We start from the raw sequence: 19156 nt of genomic DNA on the forward strand, positions 1-19156 counted from the left end.
GTTGTTCTGACCGCTCGCATCCAGACGGTTGCCGAGACCGGCTCCACCAATGACGATGTGATGGCGCTGGCCCGCGCGGGCGAGGCCGAAGGTTTCTGGTTGCGTGCGGATCGCCAACTTGCTGGCCGGGGGCGGCAAGGGCGGAACTGGGTTTCTCCCTCCGGCAATCTGTTTGCCAGTACATTGGTGCGGACGGGTGAGGGCGATCCGCCTTCCGCTAGCCTGGCGCTTGTCGCCTCACTTGCCCTGTACGATGCGGTCGCAGCTTTCCTGGGCGAGGAGATGCACAGCGCGCTGACGCTCAAATGGCCGAACGACCTGCTCCTTGATGGCGCCAAACTGTCAGGCATCCTCCTCGAGCGTGAAAATGAGGCAGTTGTTATCGGTATCGGAGTCAATCTTGTCGGGCACCCCGATAATCTTGATCGTCCGGCGACCAGCCTTGCCGCTTATGGAATGGCGCCAATGCCCGATATTTTTCTACGGGAACTGGCCGACAGCTTCGCCAAATGGGTGGCCAAATGGCGGGAGCCGGGGCTTGGAGCAATCCGCGAGCAATGGCTCGCCCGTGCACATCCCAGGGGCGCTGCGCTGACGGTGCATGATCCTTCCGGCCGGAAAATCGACGGCGTGTTCGACGGGATGGACGCAGACGGCGCGCTGCGTCTGCGCTTGGCGGATGGGGCCGTCCATGTCATGCATGCTGGCGATGTTTTCCTGATCTGAGGACCTGCTGATGCTGCTTGCTATCGATGCCGGAAACACCAATGTCGTCTTTGCGCTCGTCAAAGATGGTGAGATCGTCGCCCGTTGGCGGATCGCAACTGACCCCAAACGTACGGGCGATGAATATGCGGTCTGGCTGCATAACCTGATGGCGCTGGAAGAATTCGATCCGAAGACCATCGAGGCCGTCATGATCGCCACGGTCGTACCCCGCGCACTCCATAATCTGGAAGTGCTTGCCACCAAATATTTCGATGCAGAGGTGCTCATTGCCGGGCAGGCTCCTGCCGAATGGGGTATCCGGCTCGATGTGCCCGAACCGCATACGGTGGGCGCGGACCGGGTGATTAACGCGATTGCCGCGCACAGCCTACATCCCGAAGACCTGATTGTGATCGACTTCGGGACGGCGACCACCTTCGATATTGTCGATTATGACGGCAGCTATAAGGGCGGCATAATCGCACCGGGTATCAACCTGTCCCTTGATGCGCTTGTGAGCGCGGCGGCCATGCTGCCGCGGATCGCCATCGAGGCACCGACCGAAACCAAAACCGTGATCGGCACAACAACGGAAGAGCAGATGCATATCGGCGTATTCTGGGGCTATGTCGCGATGATCGAGGGGCTGATTTCGCGGGTAAAGGCGGAAATCGGCCGACCGACCAAGGTCATCTCCACCGGCGGTCTGGCTACGCTGTTTGACGAGCATACCGAGATTTTCGATGTTATCGAACCCGATCTCACTATTCAGGGGCTGGCTATGCTCTACCAAAGGTCTAGATAGGCCAGCATGAACCCCAAAAACGAACTGCTTTTCCTCGCACTTGGCGGGTCGGGCGAGATCGGCATGAATGTCAATCTCTACGGAACCCAGGGCAAATGGGTCATGGTCGATTGCGGCATGACCTTTGGCGATCCCTATTATCCGGGGATCGAGCTGGTCCTGCCCGATCTCGAATTTATCGAGGATCGTGCGGAGGACCTTCTCGGTATCGTGCTGACCCATGGCCATGAAGACCATATCGGTGCGCTGCCTTATCTGGCGGGCGATCTCGGCGTCCCGCTCTATGCGACGCCATTTACGGCGGGTTTGATCCGCCGGAAGCTGGAAGAGGCGGGGCTGCTCGACGAGATCAAACTCAACGTCATCGAAAATGAGGGGGCGTTCGATCTTGGACCGTTCGGTTTCCGCTACGTGCCGGTGGCGCATTCGATCCTCGAAGGCAATGCGCTGGTCATCGATACGCCGCATGGCCGTATCTTCCATACTGGGGACTGGAAGCTGGATGCGGATCCGCAAACCGGCGTGCCTGCCTCCGCCGAGCAGCTGAGCGCGATCGGCGATGACGGTATCCTGGCGATGGTCTGCGATTCGACCAATGTGTTCAACGACAAGGTGTCCGGTAGCGAAGGCGCGGTGAAAGCGGGTCTGTCGGAAGTTATCTCGGCCGGCACGGGACGCGTTCTGGTGACGACCTTTGCCTCCAACGCCGCGCGCCTTCAGACGCTGGGCCGGATCGCGCAGGAAACCGGGCGCAAGGTTTGCGTTGCGGGGCGGTCGCTCAACCGGATTCTCACCGAAGCACGCGCGACCGGCTATCTCAAGGACTTCCCGGAAACGGTGGATTTCGACGAGGCCATGCGCATGCCGCCCCGCGAATTGCTGATCATCGCGACGGGTGGGCAGGGCGAAGCGCGCGCCGCCCTGGCGCGGATCGCCGAAGACAATCACCCGCTGAAACTCGATAGCGGCGATCTGGTGGTGTTCAGCTCCAAGCAGATTCCGGGCAACGAACTGGCTATCGGCCGCGTACAGAATGCGCTGGCCGCACGGAAGATACCGATCATCACCGACCGCCAGGCCGAGGTTCATGTGTCGGGGCATCCCGGCAAACCGGAGCTGGCCAAAATGTACGACTGGATCCGGCCCGAAATGCTTGTTCCGGTTCATGGCGAGTTGCGCCACATGGCGGAACAGGCGCGTTTTGCGAGCGCGCAGGGCATCGCGAAGGTTATTGTCCAGCAAAATGGCGATGTCGTGCGTCTGGCGCCTGACGGCCCGTCGATCATCGGCAATGAGCGCACGGGCCGGCTCGTGCTCGACGGCGATACGATTATCGCGGCCGATGGCGAGGCCATGAACGAACGCCGCCGCATTGCCCAGCGCGGCATCATCGCGATTGCCGTGGCGCTGGACGGCAAGGGCAAGCTTGCCGGCACGCCATCCTTCTCCATGGCGGGCATTCCTATCGAGGCCGAGCGCGAAGAGTTTATCGATGAGTGTGTTGAGGCCGCGGCTGGTGCCGTGCGCAAGGGAGCCCGGGATCCGGAAAAATTGCGCGAGGCTGTTCGTCTTGCCGTGCGCCGGACGGCAACCCATTGGACGGGCAAGAAACCCGTGGTCAATGTGTCGTTGATGGAGGTCTAGCCATGCAGCCGGTGTCGATGATCGCCGTCTATTTTCTATTCTGGTTTCTCTGCCTCTTCGTCGTCCTGCCCTTTGGCATCAAGACCGATCGGGAAATGGGCGTGGAGCCCGAGCCTGGCCATGCCGAAAGCGCGCCGCATCAGTTCCGCGCGATACGTATCATCCTGCGCACGACAATCCTGGCGACCTTCTGTTTCGGGCTGTTTTACGCCAATTACGTCTATGGTTGGGTCGGCATCGATTTTCTTGATTTCCTCAAGCCGGAATCGATCCGCAACACGGGCTGATGCCCGCCCATCCTGCTGTGGTCAGCGCAGGCGTTCTATCGCCTGGGCCAGTGCGACATAGAGTTTGCCATTGTCGGATGAGAGTAATGTCACAGCCAGCGGCGATCCGTCCCGCGTTGTGAGAACGCGGCGCAGCATTGCCTCGAAATCATGTACATAGCGGTTCACATGATCGCGAAATTCGCTGTTGTTCTCGTATTGCGCGACAATCTCCCGGGCTTCGCCGGTATCGAGAAGCCTGACGGCACGCCGTGAAAATATCCCGCGATCGCCTTTGAGATAGGCCGCCCATGCCGTGTCGGTTACTTCGTTGGACAGGATTTTGCTGACATCGATAGCCGTTGAGTTTAGCGATTCGATCAGCAGGGTTACGCGCCGCGCAAAACTGTCCAGACTGGCTTCTTCGGCCTCGTTTTCGCTCTCCTTGAGCTGGCTTTGAAGCGCCGTGCTGCGGTTTTCGATCTCCGCAATTTTCGTGTCGAGATCTGCCATCGCTTCCTGCGCCGCAGTCGCCGCCTTCTCCGAGGCTGCGGTCAGATCGGCGATCCGGCTCTCGACATTTTCGCCCAGCGCTTCGGTCATTGCGAGTTGCGTAGCCTCGCTCAGCGCCGCGGCACTTTGCGGGATGATCTCCCCAAAGGCGGCGCGCGCCTTTTCGGCGGCCTGATCTGCGGTTTCGCGCACCTGCATCAGGGTTTCGATCAGTCGCGGCGCAGCTCCATCGGCGATGCTCTCGGCCTGTTGTGCAGATTGGGTCAGCCCGCTTTCGATGCTACCGATATCGGTGCGCATCGCCGTAATCCGTTCGCCGACTTGGTCGACAAATGCCGTGATGGCGAGGCGCTGTTCTTCCAGGCTTTCGCCGCTCACGCCAATATAGCTTCGCGTATCTTCCGCCAGCTGTTGCAGCGTTTCGAGATCGGGCGTTATGCCGGTTATCGCGGCTTTCAACTGATCGGCCCGGGTTTCGGTATGCGTAAAAGCCTGGGGCAGGGCGTCCTTGAGAGCGTCGGCGCTGAGGTCCAGCGCGGCCTTTACTTCGGCGGCGCGGGAGATCAGGCGTTCGGTGGCCTCGTCATTGCCACCGATATTCTCGCCAAGCGCGGCCATGCCGCTGCTCAGCGTGGTCAGCTCTTCGCCCAGTTTGCGGGCGTGCTCGGCTCCGTCCTGCGAGAGGTTTTCCAGCCGCCCTTCGATATCGCCAAGGCCGCTGTCGAGATCGCCCAATACGGTAACCGTCGCGGCGCGCTGCGCCGACAATTGCGCGTCGAACGCCGTCAACGCTTCGGTGGTGGCGGTGATGCGCTGATCGAGCGTGGCGGCGGCTTCCTCGCCTTCCTGGCTGAAACTGGTTCGCGCATTCTCTATCATGGCCGTCAGCGCGGAACCGATTTCATCGACAATCCGGCGGGTATCCTCGACCGCGGCGCTGGACCGTTCTAGCACGGCATCCACTGCCGTATTGATCTCGTCGCTTGTTGCGTTGAGCCGGTTTGCCGACACTTCGGCCACGCCTTCGATCCGTGCCAGGTTGGCGGCCAGCGATTGCGCCGCCCCGTTCGCGATTTCCTTGGCCTGTTCGCCGCGCGACTTGAGCGTCAATAGCTGCGTATCGAGCGATGCTGCCTGCTCATGCGCGTTTATTCCGGCTTCGCGCAATCCGGTGCTCACGGCGCGCGCCTGTTGCTCCGCACGTGGCAGATCTGCCATCAGGATATCGACATCCTCGCGCGCGGATTTGGTCGCGCGGTCGAGCAGTCCGGATTTCTCTTCAATAGCGGTGCTGGCGTCCCGCATGGTATCGCCAATGACATTCAGCCGTCCGGCCGCTTCGTCGCCGAGCGCCAGAAGCCTGTCGGCTTCGACCGAGACGCCTTCGCGGATTTCGGCCAACTGACTCGCGGCAAGGGCCATCGCGTTGTCGAGCCGTCTGGCTTCGGCGCGCATCGCTTCCGAGGTTCGTCCGAAGCGGATCGCTTCGCGCCTGCTCGTGCGCTGTATCGCTATCCAGGCAATACCCAGAAGGGCAAGCGGAACACAGGCGATCGCGATCCAGTTCGCGACCTGCGTCATGCTGGGCGTTTCAACGGCGATGCTGGAATAAGCGGCCCAGCCGACAAAAACCGACCATGCAATGGCTGACAGGATGATCGCGGCGGCGGGCAGGCGTTCAGCGATGCCGGGGCTTTCCAGCTCGAAGTCCCGCCTGTCCTCGTCGATCCATTCGGCATGGCCGGCGGGTGCGGCGGCTTGCTCTCCCGCAGTGTCCGTCGTGGTTTCGAGCTCGACAATGTCGTTCGCTGGTTCGGCCATCGCAATTCCCCTATATTTTGCGTGTTTACCATGTTTTTAAGGGTTCGAAAGCCTTGCTCGGCAACGGAGCGTTAACGGCGATGCGTTACAGCCACACTATGGCTTATGACCCCGGAGCTTTGGACAAGACACTTGCAGCCGCTGCGGGGGACGATCCGTCGCTTGTTGCAGAGCTGCGTTCGGCGTTTTTCGAGAGCGCGCAACGGCAGGTTTCTGCGCTTCACAACGCAGTCAACGATCAGCAGTGGCAGGTTGCGGCCTGGCGCCTCAAAGGGCTTGCCGCGAGCTTTGGCGTCGTCGATCTCATGGATCTCGCCAACCGGGCCGGAGAGGGCGTTCCGTTCGACAAGGCGCTGCTCCAGCGTATCGACAAGTCGCTGGCCGGGTTTTCGGGCAGTTTCGACTTCGCGCCGGACGACACCCCGCAATAGCCTGATCAAAATACGAGACATCCCCGCTTTTCCGGGCTGAGTGGCTTTGCAACCGACCCATTCTGCGCGTATCGGTTCGAACCCATGGCTTTGGAACGAACCCAGTGGCTTTCGCCGCGCTGATTGCCGCCTATCAGGAGGCGGAGGACGGCGAAGCCGGCCTGCGCGCCATGCTTCCGATGGCCGGCCGAAGCTTGCTGGAAAACCAGGTCCGTCGCGCGATTTCCGCGGGGGCCAGCCATGCTGTCATCCTTGTCGAGCGCGTTCCGGCTGCCATGAGCGCTGCGCTCGATCGGCTGAAGCGTGATGGCATAGCGGTTAAACTGGCCCGCGATCCGATGGATGCCGCAGACCATTTTCACCCGGAAGAAGGTGTATTGCTGGTTGCAGACGGGCTGGTTGCGGCCCCCGATTGTTTCGAAGCAATGGCCGCGCGCGTATCGCCGACGCTGCTTGTTGTGGCCGACACGCCCGAGAATGAGGATTTCGAACGCGTCGATGCCGAGCATCGCTGGGCTGGCCTCGCGCTGACCAATGTCGAAGCTCTCGCGGCGACCGCTGCGATGCTGGGCGACTGGGATCTCCAGTCGACGCTGATGCGGCGCATTGTGCAGGGCGGCGCAGATTTCCTGCCGGTGGACGGAGAGGCGGGCGTGGTGGTCGATGCCGGCGAAGCGGTACTGATGGCCGAGCATAGCGATAAAAGCCGCGGTGCAGGGCGTTCCATGTTGAGGCGCAACAGCCTGCAGGCGGGCAGCTGGCCGGAGCGCTTTGTCTATGCCGTCATTGCTATGCGTGTTGCTCCGGCGCTGCTCGATCGGGGCGTGGAGGCACTGTGGCTGCGGATTGCCGCGATCATGTTCACACTCACCGCGGCCGGGGCATTCTGGTGGGGCTGGCTCTGGACAGGTCTCATATTGGCATTGCTGGCCGGGCCGCTCGACGCGATCGCCGGACGGATCGATCTGGCCCAGCTGCGCGATCATGAGGGTGGATGGGAAATCCGGCTGATCAGGGCGGTCTCTCATGCGCTGGCGATCCTTGCCATGGGCAGGCTCGCCATGAATGAAACCGGCGAAGTTGCATTTCTGATTTTAGCCGCAACGACTTTAGCTCTGCTTTTCCTGACGTATCGTGCAGCGCAAAATCTTCGAAAATTTCCGGCGTCAGAAGTGAGGTATCGGCCGTGGCTGGCCGACGGGAATGCCGCAATTTGGCTGATTATTCCTTTTGCCGCGACCGGCTTTTGGTTCTATTGGCCTCTGGCGACTGCCATATATGCTTATATCTCACTGTTTTTATTGCAGAATATCCAAAAGGAAGTGATGCGGCAGCGCGATTGATTCCGGCAAACAGGATTAGCACGGTCTTAACGACGTTTCCGCTATGTCCCGACCATGTCTGATCCGGCCAATCCTCGCCCGGAAACTGTTGACGAGCGCGCTGCTGCTTTGCTCGCTGACGCTGCGCGTGCATCGCATGAACGATATCCGGGATCCGGGATGTCGCTGCCGGCATTGATGCAACCGCAGAAAATCCGGCTGAACGAGATTGAACGCATCGCTATTCGCCGCCTGTACCAAAATCTTGTCGAGAACATCGAAAGCGAGCTGCGGGCTCGATTGCTGGCCCGGGCGGATTTGCCCGATGTGCCGGAATTTCGCGCGTCGCTGGGTGCTGCCCATGTGGCGATCGCATGGCCTGCCTTTGTGCGGACGGGTTTTCCCGAAGATCCTGAACTGGCCGATATCCTTGTGCACCGGGCCCAGTCCTATGGCGTCATGCGGAACCTGAGGCAGAATGTCGTGATGGCGGAGAATAGCCGGCTCGAGGTGCTGACCGACCATGGCGATCGCGATATCGCCCGCGATGCAATGAGGCTCCTGATTGCCGAAAGCCGGTTTAACGACCGGTTCGACGATCCGAGGCTTGGCCGCGGAGATCTTTCCGAAGCCGCCGATCACAGGTTGGTCTGGACTGTAGCCGCTGCCCTGAGGGATTATGGCCGGCAACAGCATGGCCTGGATGGCTGGAGTCTGGATGAATCGATAATAGGCGTCGCGACCGCGATGTTGGCCGAGCAGGACGATAGCGCGCCCGCGGATGGTATCGCGATGGCGCTCGCAGCCCGGCTTGACCGGGCCGGATTGCTCGACGATGCCCTGCTTGTCGAGGCGCTGAACAGCGCTCGTCTGACGCTCTATGTTGCGATACTTGCGGTCCGCTCCGGTACGGATTTCGATACCGCCTGGGAAATGGCGGCGATGCCCGATGCCCCAAGCCATATGGTCTTGCTGAAATCGATCTCCATGGAGCGTACTGCGGCATCGCATCTGTTGGTAGCGATGGCGCGGGCAATATTGCTGGATGAACGGGAGGCGGACGAAGTCGCGGCGAGGTGGATGGAAGCCTACGATGTCGTGTCGCCGAATGCGGTTGCCGCAGCCATGCGGCCGTGGCGACTTGGACATATCTATCGATCCGCCATCACCCGGTTTGCCGTGAACGCCGATGGTGCTGCGCAATGAGCCGCTCTCATGGCATGACGGATCCGGTTTTCGGTTGGTTGGACGAGAAGGGCTGCCTTGTCGGGGCCGATCCGGCGCTTGAAGACCTGCATGAAAGGGCGGGCGGCGCTCCGGGAGGGCGGCTGGCCATTCCGCAGGTCGCCGCGCTTGCCAAACTCGCGGAACGGTTGGGGATCACGGTCTCGCGATCGGTCATTGCGGCCGATGACGCCCATGATGTCGAACTTCATGTGCAGGCGGAGCCGGACCGCGATGGGGTAAAGCTGGTGGTTTCGGGCTGGGTGATGCGCGATCCGGCGGAAAGCGCCTCAAGCGATGCGGCAATGCGCGAGCATGATTTCCTGCGCGCCGATGCTGACTGGCTGTGGGAGACGGACCACACTTTGCGATTGACGGCCCTTTCTCCCGATGCCGAACAGATGCTGGGTGGAACCGCGCCCTATATCGGGCAGCCGCTGACCGGGCTTTTCCGTTTTGTGGAAGATGAAGGCGGCGGGCTGCCCATTCTGAACGCCCTTGCCGAACATCGCCGTTTCGAGCGGCAGGGGGCGGTTCTTCGCCCCGATGGCGAGCAGCATGTCGAGCTGACGGCGGTACCGCTGGTCGATGGCAATGGCCGTTTTGCTGGATTTCACGGCACCGCGGTCGCAGTCGAGAGCAGGGTGGAGACGTCGGGCCCAGTTGCGGGCGAGGCCGATGTTCCCGATGCTTTCGGTCTCCAGATCAACCGGGCGCTCAGGGCACCGCTCGACCGGATCGTTGCCAGTGCACACAGTATCGAAGCGCAGATAGATGGCCCGATCCGCGGGGATTATGCCGAATATGCAGGCGATATCGCGCGGGCAGGCCGCCACCTGCTGGGTTTGATCGACGATCTTGTCGATCTTCAGGCCGTCGAGCGCGATGATTTCGTGCCGGACGCTCAGGAGGTCGACCTGGCCGGTATCGCGCGCGATGCGGCGGGCCTGTTGTCCGTACGCGCCAGCGAAAAGAATATCCGGATCGACCGCCCTGCCGATGACGAAACGCTTTCGGCCCGGGCCGACTATAAGCGTGTGCTGCAAATACTGGTGAATCTGGTCGGAAACGCCGTGCGGTTTGCGCCGGAAGACAGCCATGTCTGGATCCGCTGCGAAGCGGAGGGAGACCTGGCGGCGGTGATCGTGGCCGATCAGGGACGCGGCATTGCCGCCGACGACCAGCCCCGGATTTTCGAGAAATTCGAACGGCTGTCCGCCAGCGAGCCCGGAACCGGTCTCGGCCTCTATATCGCGCGCCGCCTTGCGCGGGCGATGGGCGGCGACATCGATGTCGACAGTGCGCCGGGGCAGGGGGCTCGTTTCGTGCTTACCCTGCCGACCGGCGCTTAAACCTTAGCGGTCGCCGATTTCCACAAAGGGACGTGCCGCCGGGCCTGTATAAAGCTGGCGCGGGCGGCCGATTGTCTGTGCCGGGTCGGAGATCATTTCATTCCATTGCGAAACCCAGCCCACGGTGCGGGCGAGAGCGAACAACGCGGTGAACATGGTGGTCGGGAAACCGATTGCCGAAAGGATGATGCCCGAATAGAAGTCGACATTCGGGAACAGCTTCTTCTCGACGAAATAGTCGTCGCTGAGAGCCATTTCCTCAAGCTGAAGAGCAACATCGAATACCGGGTCCTGTACATTGAGCGCGCTCAGCACTTCCCGAACCGTTTTACGCATGACCGTCGCCCGCGGGTCGTAATTCTTGTAGACGCGGTGGCCGAAGCCCATCAGCCGGAACGGATCATTCTTGTCTTTCGCCCGCTCGATATATTCGGGAATGCGTTCCGGACGACCGATCTCGTGCAGCATGTTGAGGGCCGCCTCGTTGGCGCCGCCATGGGCCGGGCCCCAGAGACACGCGATACCCGCCGCAATGCAGGCGAACGGATTTGCACCCGACGACCCGGCGAGACGCACGGTCGAGGTCGAGGCATTTTGTTCGTGATCGGCATGCAGGATGAAGATCCGGTCCAGCGCCTGTTCGACAACGGGATCGACCACATATTCTTCAGCCGGAACGCCAAAGGTCATCCGTAGGAAATTGCCGGTGTAGGAAAGGGAATTGTCAGGATAGACGAAGGGCTGACCGATCGAATATTTGTACGCCATGGCCGCAATCGTCGGCATTTTCGCGATCAGGCGATGCGAGGCGATCTTGCGCTGATCGGGATCCGCAATGTCGGTCGAATCATGATAAAAAGCGGATAGCGCGCCCACCACGCCGCACATGATCGCCATCGGGTGCGCATCGCGGCGGAAACCCTTGTACAGCTGGTTCAGCTGTTCGTTGACCATCGTGTGACGGGTGATCGTATAGGTGAAATTGTCGAGTTCTTCCTTGGTCGGAAGCTCGCCATTGAGCAGCAGATACGATGTTTCCATGAACGAAGAGCGTTCGGAAAGCTCTTCGATCGAATAGCCGCGATGCAGCAATATGCCTTCACCGCCGTCGATATAGGTCAGGCCGGACTCGCAGCTCGCGGTCGACTTGAAGCCCGGATCAAACGTGAACAGCCCCGTCTCGGAATAGAGTTTGCGAATGTCGACAACGTCGGGGCCGCAGGAGCCGGACGCCACCGCATAATCATAATCGTTACCGTTGACCGAGAGTTTGGCGCTGTTGTCACCCATATATTTGCTCCTGCTATCCTGCCTGATCGGCAATCCGCGCCAGTGACTCCTCTCGACCGAGGAGTGTTAGCACATCGAATATTCCCGGCGACGTCGCTCGACCTGTAAGTGCTGCGCGTAGGGGTTGTGCGACTTTGCCCAGCTTGAGTTGCTGAGTCTCGGCAAATTCCCTGACAGCGGTGTCGAGCGCTTCTTCCGACCAGTCCGGCAACCCTTCAAGGTACGGTACAAGGCCAGCAAGCAACGCTGGTGTTTCGCCTTGTAACAGCATTTCGGCCTTCTCGTCCAGATTTAGGGGGCGAGTGCGAAATAAAAATCCTGCGCCTTCTGCCAATTCGCCGATAGACTTGGCACGAGGCTTGATGCTTTCCATGCTGCGTTGCAGCAAATCCCGCTCGTTTTCGTTGAGATCGTGGCCCAGTTCCCCGGCGATCAGCGGTGCAGCGAGGGCGGCAAGGCGCGCATTGTCCGCCTCGCGAATGTAGCTGCCATTCAGATTTTCGAGCTTTTTGAAGTCGAAGCGCGCCGCAGACTTGCCGACTCCGTCAAGATCGAACCATTCGATCGCCTGTTCGCGGCTGATGATTTCATCGTCGCCATGGCCCCAGCCGAGCCTCAGCAGATAGTTGATCACCGCCTCGGGAAGCATGCCCATCTCGTCGCGATAGGCTTCGACGCCAAGCGCGCCGTGGCGTTTGGAGAGTTTCGCTCCATCCTGTCCGTGGATCAGCGGAACATGGGCGTAGGTCATCCGGTCCCAGCCCATTGCATCGATCAGAGCGCGCTGGCGGAATGCATTGTTGAGGTGGTCGTCTCCGCGGATACAGTGGGTCACGCCCATATCGTGATCGTCGACAGCCACGGCGAGCATATAGGTGGGCGTACCGTCGCCGCGCAGCATCACAAAATCGTCGATCTCGGCATTCTGGACGACGACCCGGCCCTGCACCGCGTCTTCGATAACGGTTTCGCCATCCTGTGCAGTTTTCAGGCGGACGACGAACGGCGCGCCTTCGGGCGCTTCCGCTGGATCGCGATCCCGCCAGCGGCCATCATAGCGGATAGGCTGTTTTGCGGCGCGCTGCTGCTCGCGCATTTGGGCGAGTTCTTCGGGCGTTGCATAGCAGCGATAGGCCTTGCCCTGTTCGAGAAGCAGGTTCGCCACCTCGGCATGCCGCTCGGCGCGCGCCGACTGGTAGATTTCCTCGCCATCCCAGCCGAGTCCCAGCCAGCGCATGCCGTCGAGGATCTTCTCGATCGCCTCGTCGGTGGAGCGCGCCTTGTCGGTATCCTCGATACGCAGTTTGAATTCGCCGCCATGATGGCGGGCATAAAGCCAATTGAATAAGGCAGTGCGCGCACCGCCTATGTGGAGGAAACCGGTGGGAGACGGTGCGAAACGCGTAACGACGCGCTTGTCACCATCGGCTTTTTCTGTTGCGCCCATGCGCGCTTTCTCCAAGACTGCAAGCTGATGCGGGGAATATCGGAAGCGCGGACTAGCATAGCACCCGGCGGGCGACAATCGGGACTATTGCTCGTGCTCGGTACAATCGAGGCACGACTGGAGAGGGAACGCGATCAGCTGCCGCTCTGGTTGCCGGTTGCTCTTGGACTGGGCGTCGCCAGCTGGTTCATGCTCGCAAGCCGCAACAGCTGGAGCGCCTTCCTGCTCGCGGGATCGGCGCTTGCGCTGGCCTCCCTCGCATTCGGCCGGGCAACGCGGCTGTTTCGAAGCCTTGGCTTTTTTGCGCTTGTCGCCGTTATCGGCGCTTCGTTGATCTGGGTGCGGGCGGAATGGATGGATACCGAAACGCTGCAGCGGCCGGTTGCCAGCCGGTTCGTCGCACAGGTCGTTTCCGTGGAACATCTGCCGGCGCGGGAAACGGTGCGCCTGCTCGTGCGCTCGCCAAGCGATCCCGACCTGCCACACCGGTTTCGCGTCAATATCGATGAGGAAGCCGCTCCGGATGGTGTGCAGGCCGGCGCATGGGTATCGCTCAATGCGCGGTTGATGCCGCCGCCCAGGGCCGCCGTGCCCGGCGCCTATGACTTTTCCCAGCGCGCCTGGTTCGAGGGGATCGGCGCAACGGGCCGGGCCTGGGGCGATGTTGAGATAGTCCGACCGGCGCCGGGAGGAAGCTGGCGTGGATGGCTGGAGACGCGGCGGGCACGGCTTGCGGCGCACGTTGCCGACCGGGTTGGCGCCGGTGAGGGCGCTATCGCCGCGACCCTGGCAACTGGCGATCGTGGCCGTATCGCCGAGGAGGATGCCGAGGCCATGCGGCGCAGCGGCCTTGCTCATCTCCTCGCCATTAGCGGATTGCACGTTACGGCGGTGATCGGCGTTGCGATGTTGCTGATGCTGAAACTTCTGGCGCTCAGCCCGAGGCTAGCTCTCCATGCCCCGTTGATCCTGATCGCAGCGGGAGGAGGGGCGGTTGCCGGGCTCGGCTATACGCTGTTTACCGGGTCGGAAGTGCCCACGGTTCGCGCCTGTGTGGCGGCCATGCTCGTTCTTGTGGGGGTTGCCATGGGGCGCGACGCGATCACGCTGCGCCTGGTGGCGACCGGCGCGCTTGTTGTGCTTATATTCTGGCCGGAAACGCTGGTCGGGCCCAGCTTCCAGCTTAGTTTCGCTGCAGTCACAGCGATTATCGCTTTGCACGAACATCCGCGCACGAAAAAGCTGCTCTCCCGCCGCGACGAACCCTGGGCAAAGAAGGTCGGCCGTTTCGCACTCGGTCTGTTGCTGACGGGACTGGTTGTGGAAATTGCGCTGATGCCGATCGCGCTGTTCCACTTCAACAAGGCCGGGCTTTACGGCGCGCTGGCCAATATCGTTGCGATTCCGCTGACCACGTTCGTCATCATCCCGCTTGAGGCGCTGGCGCTGTTTCTCGATATTTTCGGATTGGGTGCCCCTGTCTGGTGGCTGGTCGGCAAGACCCTGGGATTGCTGCTCAGCCTGGCGCATGGCGTTTCGGGAACGCCCGGAGCGGTGGCGTTGCTGCCCGCCATGCCCATGGCGGCCTATGCGCTGATGATCGGCGGCGGATTATGGTTTTGCCTTTGGAAGGCGCAGTGGCGGTTTTTCGGCTTCGCGCCGATCCTGGCGGGCGCTTTGTGGGCGCTCGTGACACCGGCTGCCGACATCCTGGTTACCGGCGATGGCCAGCATATGGCGGTGCGCGGCGGCGATGGCACGCTGGCGCTGCTCCGCCCGCGGGCGGGCGATTATGTCCGCGATATGTTCAACGAGACTTCGGGCGTCGAGGATGAGGCTGGCGCGCTGGACGATCTCGGATCGGCATGGTGCAGCCATGACAGTTGCCGGGTGACCCTGTGGCGCGGCGGGCGGCAATGGCGAATATTTGCGACGCGCAGCAGCTATTATCTGCCCTATCCGGCGCTGATCGAGGAATGTACCGCCGCCGACATCGTCGTCAGCGACCGGCGTATGCCCGAAGGATGCGCGCCGCGCTGGCTGCTGGCGGATCGCACAACGCTACGCGAAACCGGGGGACTGGCTATCACCCTGTCATCGCCTTCCGTTCGAACCGTATTGGAGCCGGGTGACGACCATCCCTGGCGCCGTTCGGGTCAGTAGCGGCGAAGCAAACCGGCCAGCGTACCCTGGATCGCAACTTGTTCCGGCGCATAACGCTGCGGCTCATAATTGCGATTGGCGGGATCGAGACGAACCATCGAGCCTTCCCGCCGGAAGGTTTTGAGGGTGGCCTCGTTCTGGTCGATCAGCGCGACGACTATTTCGCCCTCCCGCGCGCTTTCAACTTTCCGGATCAGCGCATAATCGCCATCGAGAATGCCTTCTTCGACCATCGAATCGCCGGCCACTTCCAGCGCATAATGTTCGCCGCTACCCAGAAAGGCTGCGGGAACGCTCAGGCTTTCCTGTCCCTCGATCGCCTCGATCGGCTGGCCAGCGGCGATCCGGCCGTGCAGAGGAAGTTCGAGAATATCGTTGGCGGCAACCGGCATAAGCTTGGGCGCTGTGGTTACCGGAGAGGATTTGCCGCCCGCCAGTTCCGGCATGCGGACCACTTCCAGGGCCCGGGCGCGGTTGGGAAGCCGGCGAATGAACTGGCGTTCTTCCAACGCCGAAATCAGCCGATGCACACCCGATTTCGATTTGAGATCCAGCGCTTCCTTCATTTCCTCGAACGAAGGGGAGATGCCGGTATCGGCCAGCCGGTCGTGAATGAACATCAGCAGCTCATGCTGTTTCTTGGTCAGCATTGCTTTCGCCTCCTTATGGCTGTTCCGCTATGGAACGAACGGAGAACGTGTAGGAAACAAAAGATTCGGTGTCAAGCGATGGGCAGTATCTCGATTTCGTCGCCGGTCTGCGCTGGCGCACTGCCCGCCGGGCGGTGGATCAGCAGCTCTGCTTCGGCCAGCGCGCCAAGCGCCGCACTGCTTTGCTGGAGGAGAGGTTCGACTGTTCCGGCCTGCCAACGCCCGCGAAGATATTCGGTGCGCTTGCCGGTCGCCGGCAGCGCCGCCGCGAGCCGGGCGGGCCGGAACCGTGGCGTGGGATCGTGGGCTCCACAGAGATGGGCGATCAGCGGTTCGAGAAACAGCTTGGCCGTTACGAAAGCCGAGGCGGGGTTGCCGGGCAGGCCGATGACGGTTGCCTTGCCGAGCTTTCCCGCCATAAGCGGTTTGCCGGGTTTCATGGCGATCCGCCAGAAATCCATGGTGGCACCTGCCGCTTTCAGCGCCGGTTGGACCAGATCATAATCGCCAACCGAGGCGCCGCCGATCGTGACGATGATATCGACATCCTGCGACGCATCCAGTGCATTGGCAAGCGCTTCAAGGGTATCGGGCACAATGCCCATATCCCTGATTTCGACGGGCAGCGGTGCGAGTTGCGCGGCCAGCATGGGGCCGTTCGACGCCGGCAGCTGGGCGAATCCGGTTTCCTGTCCGGCGGGAACAAGTTCGTCGCCGGTGGAAATCAGGGCGACGCGGATGGTCCGCCGCACGGGCAGGGTTCCGTGCCCTCCGCTGATCGCCAGCGCCAGCGCAGCAGGCGAAATCCTTGCGCCCGCATGCAGCAAGACATCGCCTTCCGAAAAGTCGCGCCCCTTGCGCCGGATATGCGCGCCCGTTTCGCGCGGGCCTTCGCCTTCCAGTGTCAGCGCATCGCCGTTGCGCGCCGTTTCTTCCTGCATGACGACGGTGTCCGCGCCGTTCGGCACAGGGGCACCGGTGAAAATGCGGGCGGCTTCACCCGGCGCCAGATTTTGATCGAACGCAGACCCGGCGGCACTTTCTCCCACGACGGTCCAGGGGCCCGGGCATTCAGCAAAGCGGATGGCATAGCCATCCATTGCAGACAGATTGACGGCGGGCTGGATGCGCCGCGCGGCAACATCTGCCGACAGCCAGCGCCCGGCGACATTGGCAATTGGCAGGGTTTCGGTATCTACCGGTTCCGCCAGCGCCAGCACCCGCGACAGGGCTTCATCGACGGGGAGCAATCCACTCATTCCGCCGCCCAGTCCCCCGCACGGCCGCCGGATTTGGCGCGCAGGCTAACATCGCCGATCACCATCGTACGATCGAGTGCCTTGGCCATGTCGTATACGGTCAGCAGGGCGATGGAGACGGCTGTAAGCGCCTCCATCTCGACCCCGGTTTTGTGGGTTGTGCGCACCGTGGCGGTTGCTGTCACGCCGCTGTCGTCCGCGTCCAGCTCCAGCGTCACACCGGTCAGCGGCAGCGGATGGCACAAGGGGATCAGGTCGCTGGTCTTTTTTGCCGCCATGATCCCGGCAATCCGCGCCGCGCCGAGCACATCGCCCTTTTTCACATTGCCGGCGCGGATGGCAGTCGCAGCTTCGGCGGACATGGCGATCCGGCCCGTGGCGGTCGCTTCACGGGGAGTGTCCGCTTTGCCGGAAACGTCGACCATGCGCGCCGCGCCGCTTTCATCGATATGGGTAAGATCAGCCATGGCCGGTCAATAGCATGCGCGTGGCGCTTTCGACATCCGTTTGCCGCATCAGCGATTCGCCGACCAGAAAGGCGCGCACGCCGCTCTCCGCCAGCCGGTTGCAATCGACGTGGCTGTCGATTCCGCTTTCCGAGACGAGCAGCGCGCCCGGGACGACATGGCGGGCAAGGCGTTCGGTCACGCCGAGATCCGTCGTGAAGGTTTTGAGATCGCGATTGTTGATGCCGATCAGGGGCGATTTGAGCGCTTGGGCGCGCTCCAGTTCGGCCTCGTCATGGACTTCGACGAGCACATCCATGCCATAACTTAACGCTGCAGCCTCGATATCCACCATCGTATCGTCATCAAGTGCGGCGACGATAATGAGGATCGCATCGGCACCCAGCGCGCGGGATTCGGTGACCTGCCAGTGATCGACCATGAAATCCTTGCGCAGGACGGGCAGCGTGCAGGCGGCGCGTGCCGCCACCAGATAGTCGTCTGCACCCTGGAAATAGGGTGTGTCTGTCAGCACGGAGAGGCAGGTTGCACCGCCGGCTTCATAGGCGCTGGCATGAGCTGGTGGATCGAAATCTTCGCGGATCAGTCCCTTGGACGGGCTGGCCTTCTTGATCTCGGCGATGAGGGCATAGCCGGTTTCGGCACTGGTGCGCAGGGCGTCCAGAAAGCCGCGGGGCGGGTTTTGCGCTTCGGCACGAGCCTCAATATCCGCGAAAGGGATCGCGGCCTTGCGCCGGGCAACCTCGTCGCGCTTCGCCGCGCAAATCTCGGCCAGCTTGTCGCTCATCGATAAGCGACCCATCGGGCAAGAAGGTCTTTAGCGGCGCCGTCGTCGATGGCGTTTGCCGCCTGCACGACCCCATGTTCCCAGCCGCCGGCGCGGCCTGCAACGATCAGCGCGCCGGCCGCATTGAGCAGCACGGCGTTGCGATATCCGCCTTCCTCGCCATCGAAGAGGCGGGTCAGCGCGGCCGCATTGAACGCCGGATCGCCGCCGCGAATGTCTTCTATCGGGAAGCTGTCGAGACCGGCATCGTCCGGCGTAACGCGCTCGCCGACATCGACACTGCCAAAACTGCCGATCCGGCTCGATCCGGAGATGCTAAGCTCATCCAGCCCTTCCTCGCCCGAAACCACCATTGCTCCCTCGGCACCCAGCTGCCGCAAGGCTTCGGTATAGACGGGCACATAGTCCGGCCGGGCAATGCCTATCAGCTGGCGCGTGACGCGGGCCGGGTTGGAGATCGGCCCCATCAGGTTGAAGATCGTCCGCTTGCCGATGCGTTTGCGGATCGGCGTGATCCGTTTCATCGCCGGATGGTGGTTGGCGGCATGGAGGAAACAGATACCGAGATCGGCAAGGCTGCGCTCGGCTATCTCGCCGGCATGATCGAGATCGATTCCCAGCGCCTCAAGTGTATCGGACGCGCCGGCCTTGCTGGAGGCTGCGCGATTGCCGTGTTTGGCGACCGGCACGCCCAGCGAGGCGACGACAATCGAAACGGCGGTCGAAACGTTTAGCGTGTGCTGTCCGTCGCCGCCCGTGCCGCAGACATCGATGGCCCTGGCTGGCGCGTCTATGGCAATCAGCCGTTCCCGCATAGCAGAAGCCGCCGCTGCAATCTCGATCGAGGTTTCCTCGCGCTCGGTCAGCGCGGTGAGGAAATGCTCGATAGCCTCTTCGCTCGGCTTCCCGTCGAGCATGTCGGCAAAGGCCTGGTAAGCGGTCGCTTCGTCGAGCGGCGTTGAGGGATCGGGCAGGCTGGTCATGGCGAGGGCTCAAAGCATGGAGGG

Annotated in this window: 17 protein-coding genes; 9 read left to right on the plus strand and 8 right to left on the minus strand. The window is 61.9% G+C overall.

The genetic code is table 11. From position 1 onward, the window contains the following. Positions 1-18 precede the first annotated feature (18 nt). The 4 genes from DFR46_RS01840 to DFR46_RS01855 are packed head-to-tail and all read left to right on the plus strand — an operon-like array spanning position 19 to position 3444. Entirely contained in the window at positions 19-726 is a 708-nt protein-coding gene (locus tag DFR46_RS01840; RefSeq protein WP_116234906.1) for a biotin--[acetyl-CoA-carboxylase] ligase, read from the plus strand. A 10-nt stretch (positions 727-736) separates the two neighbouring features. Further along, positions 737-1513, plus strand: coding sequence for a type III pantothenate kinase (locus tag DFR46_RS01845; protein WP_116234907.1), 777 nt, complete (start codon positions 737-739; stop codon positions 1511-1513). Between the two features lie 6 nt (positions 1514-1519). Next, the gene (locus DFR46_RS01850) at positions 1520-3157 is read left to right on the plus strand and encodes a ribonuclease J (RefSeq protein ID WP_116234908.1); all 1638 of its coding nucleotides are present in this window, start codon (positions 1520-1522) and stop codon (positions 3155-3157) included. Positions 3158-3159: 2 nt separating this feature from the next. Next, the gene (locus DFR46_RS01855) at positions 3160-3444 is read left to right on the plus strand and encodes a DUF1467 family protein (RefSeq protein ID WP_116234909.1); all 285 of its coding nucleotides are present in this window, start codon (positions 3160-3162) and stop codon (positions 3442-3444) included. A 21-nt stretch (positions 3445-3465) separates the two neighbouring features. Here DFR46_RS01855 and DFR46_RS01860 read toward each other — a convergent pair whose 3' ends face one another. Then, positions 3466-5757 carry a coiled-coil domain-containing protein gene (locus DFR46_RS01860; protein WP_116234910.1) on the minus strand — a complete coding sequence of 764 codons (2292 nt, stop codon included), beginning with the start codon at positions 5755-5757 and terminating at the stop codon, positions 3466-3468. 98 nt (positions 5758-5855) lie between these two features. Between DFR46_RS01860 and DFR46_RS01865 the strand changes: the two genes are divergently transcribed. The 4 genes from DFR46_RS01865 (at position 5856) to DFR46_RS01880 (ending at position 10086) form a co-directional block, all read left to right on the plus strand. Beyond that, complete coding sequence (locus DFR46_RS01865; RefSeq protein ID WP_116234911.1) at positions 5856-6188, plus strand: Hpt domain-containing protein; 333 nt, start codon at positions 5856-5858, stop codon at positions 6186-6188. Between the two features lie 104 nt (positions 6189-6292). Then, complete coding sequence (locus DFR46_RS01870; RefSeq protein ID WP_116234912.1) at positions 6293-7531, plus strand: hypothetical protein; 1239 nt, start codon at positions 6293-6295, stop codon at positions 7529-7531. Between the two features lie 177 nt (positions 7532-7708). Beyond that, positions 7709-8716, plus strand: coding sequence for a DUF2336 domain-containing protein (locus DFR46_RS01875; RefSeq protein ID WP_211306361.1), 1008 nt, complete (start codon positions 7709-7711; stop codon positions 8714-8716). After that, positions 8713-10086 carry a PAS domain-containing sensor histidine kinase gene (locus tag DFR46_RS01880; RefSeq protein WP_116234914.1) on the plus strand — a complete coding sequence of 458 codons (1374 nt, stop codon included), beginning with the start codon at positions 8713-8715 and terminating at the stop codon, positions 10084-10086. Before DFR46_RS01875 ends, DFR46_RS01880 begins: the two co-directional genes overlap by 4 nt. 3 nt (positions 10087-10089) lie before the next feature. On the opposite strand, the gene DFR46_RS01885 is transcribed toward DFR46_RS01880, so the two are convergent. Both DFR46_RS01885 and gltX read right to left on the minus strand, forming a co-directional pair. Beyond that, a complete protein-coding gene (locus DFR46_RS01885; protein WP_116234915.1) occupies positions 10090-11376 on the minus strand; it encodes a citrate synthase in 1287 nt (428 codons plus the stop codon). Between the two features lie 13 nt (positions 11377-11389). Beyond that, complete coding sequence (gene gltX, locus DFR46_RS01890; RefSeq protein ID WP_116234916.1) at positions 11390-12823, minus strand: glutamate--tRNA ligase; 1434 nt, start codon at positions 12821-12823, stop codon at positions 11390-11392. Between the two features lie 27 nt (positions 12824-12850). Between gltX and DFR46_RS01895 the strand changes: the two genes are divergently transcribed. Further along, entirely contained in the window at positions 12851-14986 is a 2136-nt protein-coding gene (locus DFR46_RS01895) for a ComEC/Rec2 family competence protein (protein WP_116234917.1), read from the plus strand. On the opposite strand, the gene lexA is transcribed toward DFR46_RS01895, so the two are convergent. From lexA to trpD, 5 genes are all read right to left on the minus strand, one after another. Then, the gene (lexA, locus tag DFR46_RS01900) at positions 14980-15636 is read right to left on the minus strand and encodes a transcriptional repressor LexA (protein ID WP_116234918.1); all 657 of its coding nucleotides are present in this window, start codon (positions 15634-15636) and stop codon (positions 14980-14982) included. The genes DFR46_RS01895 and lexA overlap by 7 nt on opposite strands. 71 nt (positions 15637-15707) lie before the next feature. Then, positions 15708-16895: a molybdopterin molybdotransferase MoeA gene (locus DFR46_RS01905; protein WP_116234919.1), complete on the minus strand. Its 1188-nt coding sequence runs from the start codon at positions 16893-16895 to the stop codon at positions 15708-15710. Continuing rightward, positions 16892-17362 (minus strand): cyclic pyranopterin monophosphate synthase MoaC, encoded by a 471-nt coding sequence (moaC, locus tag DFR46_RS01910; protein ID WP_116234920.1) that lies wholly within the window; start codon positions 17360-17362, stop codon positions 16892-16894. Before moaC ends, DFR46_RS01905 begins: the two co-directional genes overlap by 4 nt. After that, positions 17355-18149, minus strand: coding sequence for an indole-3-glycerol phosphate synthase TrpC (gene trpC, locus DFR46_RS01915; RefSeq protein WP_116234921.1), 795 nt, complete (start codon positions 18147-18149; stop codon positions 17355-17357). Before trpC ends, moaC begins: the two co-directional genes overlap by 8 nt. Next, entirely contained in the window at positions 18146-19132 is a 987-nt protein-coding gene (gene trpD / locus DFR46_RS01920) for an anthranilate phosphoribosyltransferase (RefSeq protein WP_116234922.1), read from the minus strand. Before trpD ends, trpC begins: the two co-directional genes overlap by 4 nt. Between the last annotated feature and the right edge of the window lie 24 nt (positions 19133-19156).

Source organism: Parasphingopyxis lamellibrachiae (assembly GCF_003385775.1).
In the GTDB taxonomy this organism is placed as follows: Bacteria; Pseudomonadota; Alphaproteobacteria; order Sphingomonadales; family Sphingomonadaceae; genus Parasphingopyxis; species Parasphingopyxis lamellibrachiae.

Coding starts and splice junctions, on each gene's coding strand:
- DFR46_RS01845 (WP_116234907.1), top strand. CDS start 737: ATGCTGCTTGCTATCGATGCCGGAAACACCAATGTCGTCTTTGCGCTC.
- DFR46_RS01850 (WP_116234908.1), top strand. CDS start 1,520: ATGAACCCCAAAAACGAACTGCTTTTCCTCGCACTTGGCGGGTCGGGC.
- DFR46_RS01855 (WP_116234909.1), top strand. CDS start 3,160: ATGCAGCCGGTGTCGATGATCGCCGTCTATTTTCTATTCTGGTTTCTC.
- DFR46_RS01860 (WP_116234910.1), bottom strand. CDS start 5,757: ATGGCCGAACCAGCGAACGACATTGTCGAGCTCGAAACCACGACGGAC.
- DFR46_RS01865 (WP_116234911.1), top strand. CDS start 5,856: ATGGCTTATGACCCCGGAGCTTTGGACAAGACACTTGCAGCCGCTGCG.
- DFR46_RS01875 (WP_211306361.1), top strand. CDS start 7,709: ATGCAACCGCAGAAAATCCGGCTGAACGAGATTGAACGCATCGCTATT.
- DFR46_RS01880 (WP_116234914.1), top strand. CDS start 8,713: ATGAGCCGCTCTCATGGCATGACGGATCCGGTTTTCGGTTGGTTGGAC.
- DFR46_RS01885 (WP_116234915.1), bottom strand. CDS start 11,376: ATGGGTGACAACAGCGCCAAACTCTCGGTCAACGGTAACGATTATGAT.
- gltX (WP_116234916.1), bottom strand. CDS start 12,823: ATGGGCGCAACAGAAAAAGCCGATGGTGACAAGCGCGTCGTTACGCGT.
- DFR46_RS01895 (WP_116234917.1), top strand. CDS start 12,851: ATGCGGGGAATATCGGAAGCGCGGACTAGCATAGCACCCGGCGGGCGA.
- lexA (WP_116234918.1), bottom strand. CDS start 15,636: ATGCTGACCAAGAAACAGCATGAGCTGCTGATGTTCATTCACGACCGG.
- DFR46_RS01905 (WP_116234919.1), bottom strand. CDS start 16,895: ATGAGTGGATTGCTCCCCGTCGATGAAGCCCTGTCGCGGGTGCTGGCG.
- moaC (WP_116234920.1), bottom strand. CDS start 17,362: ATGGCTGATCTTACCCATATCGATGAAAGCGGCGCGGCGCGCATGGTC.
- trpC (WP_116234921.1), bottom strand. CDS start 18,149: ATGAGCGACAAGCTGGCCGAGATTTGCGCGGCGAAGCGCGACGAGGTT.
- trpD (WP_116234922.1), bottom strand. CDS start 19,132: ATGACCAGCCTGCCCGATCCCTCAACGCCGCTCGACGAAGCGACCGCT.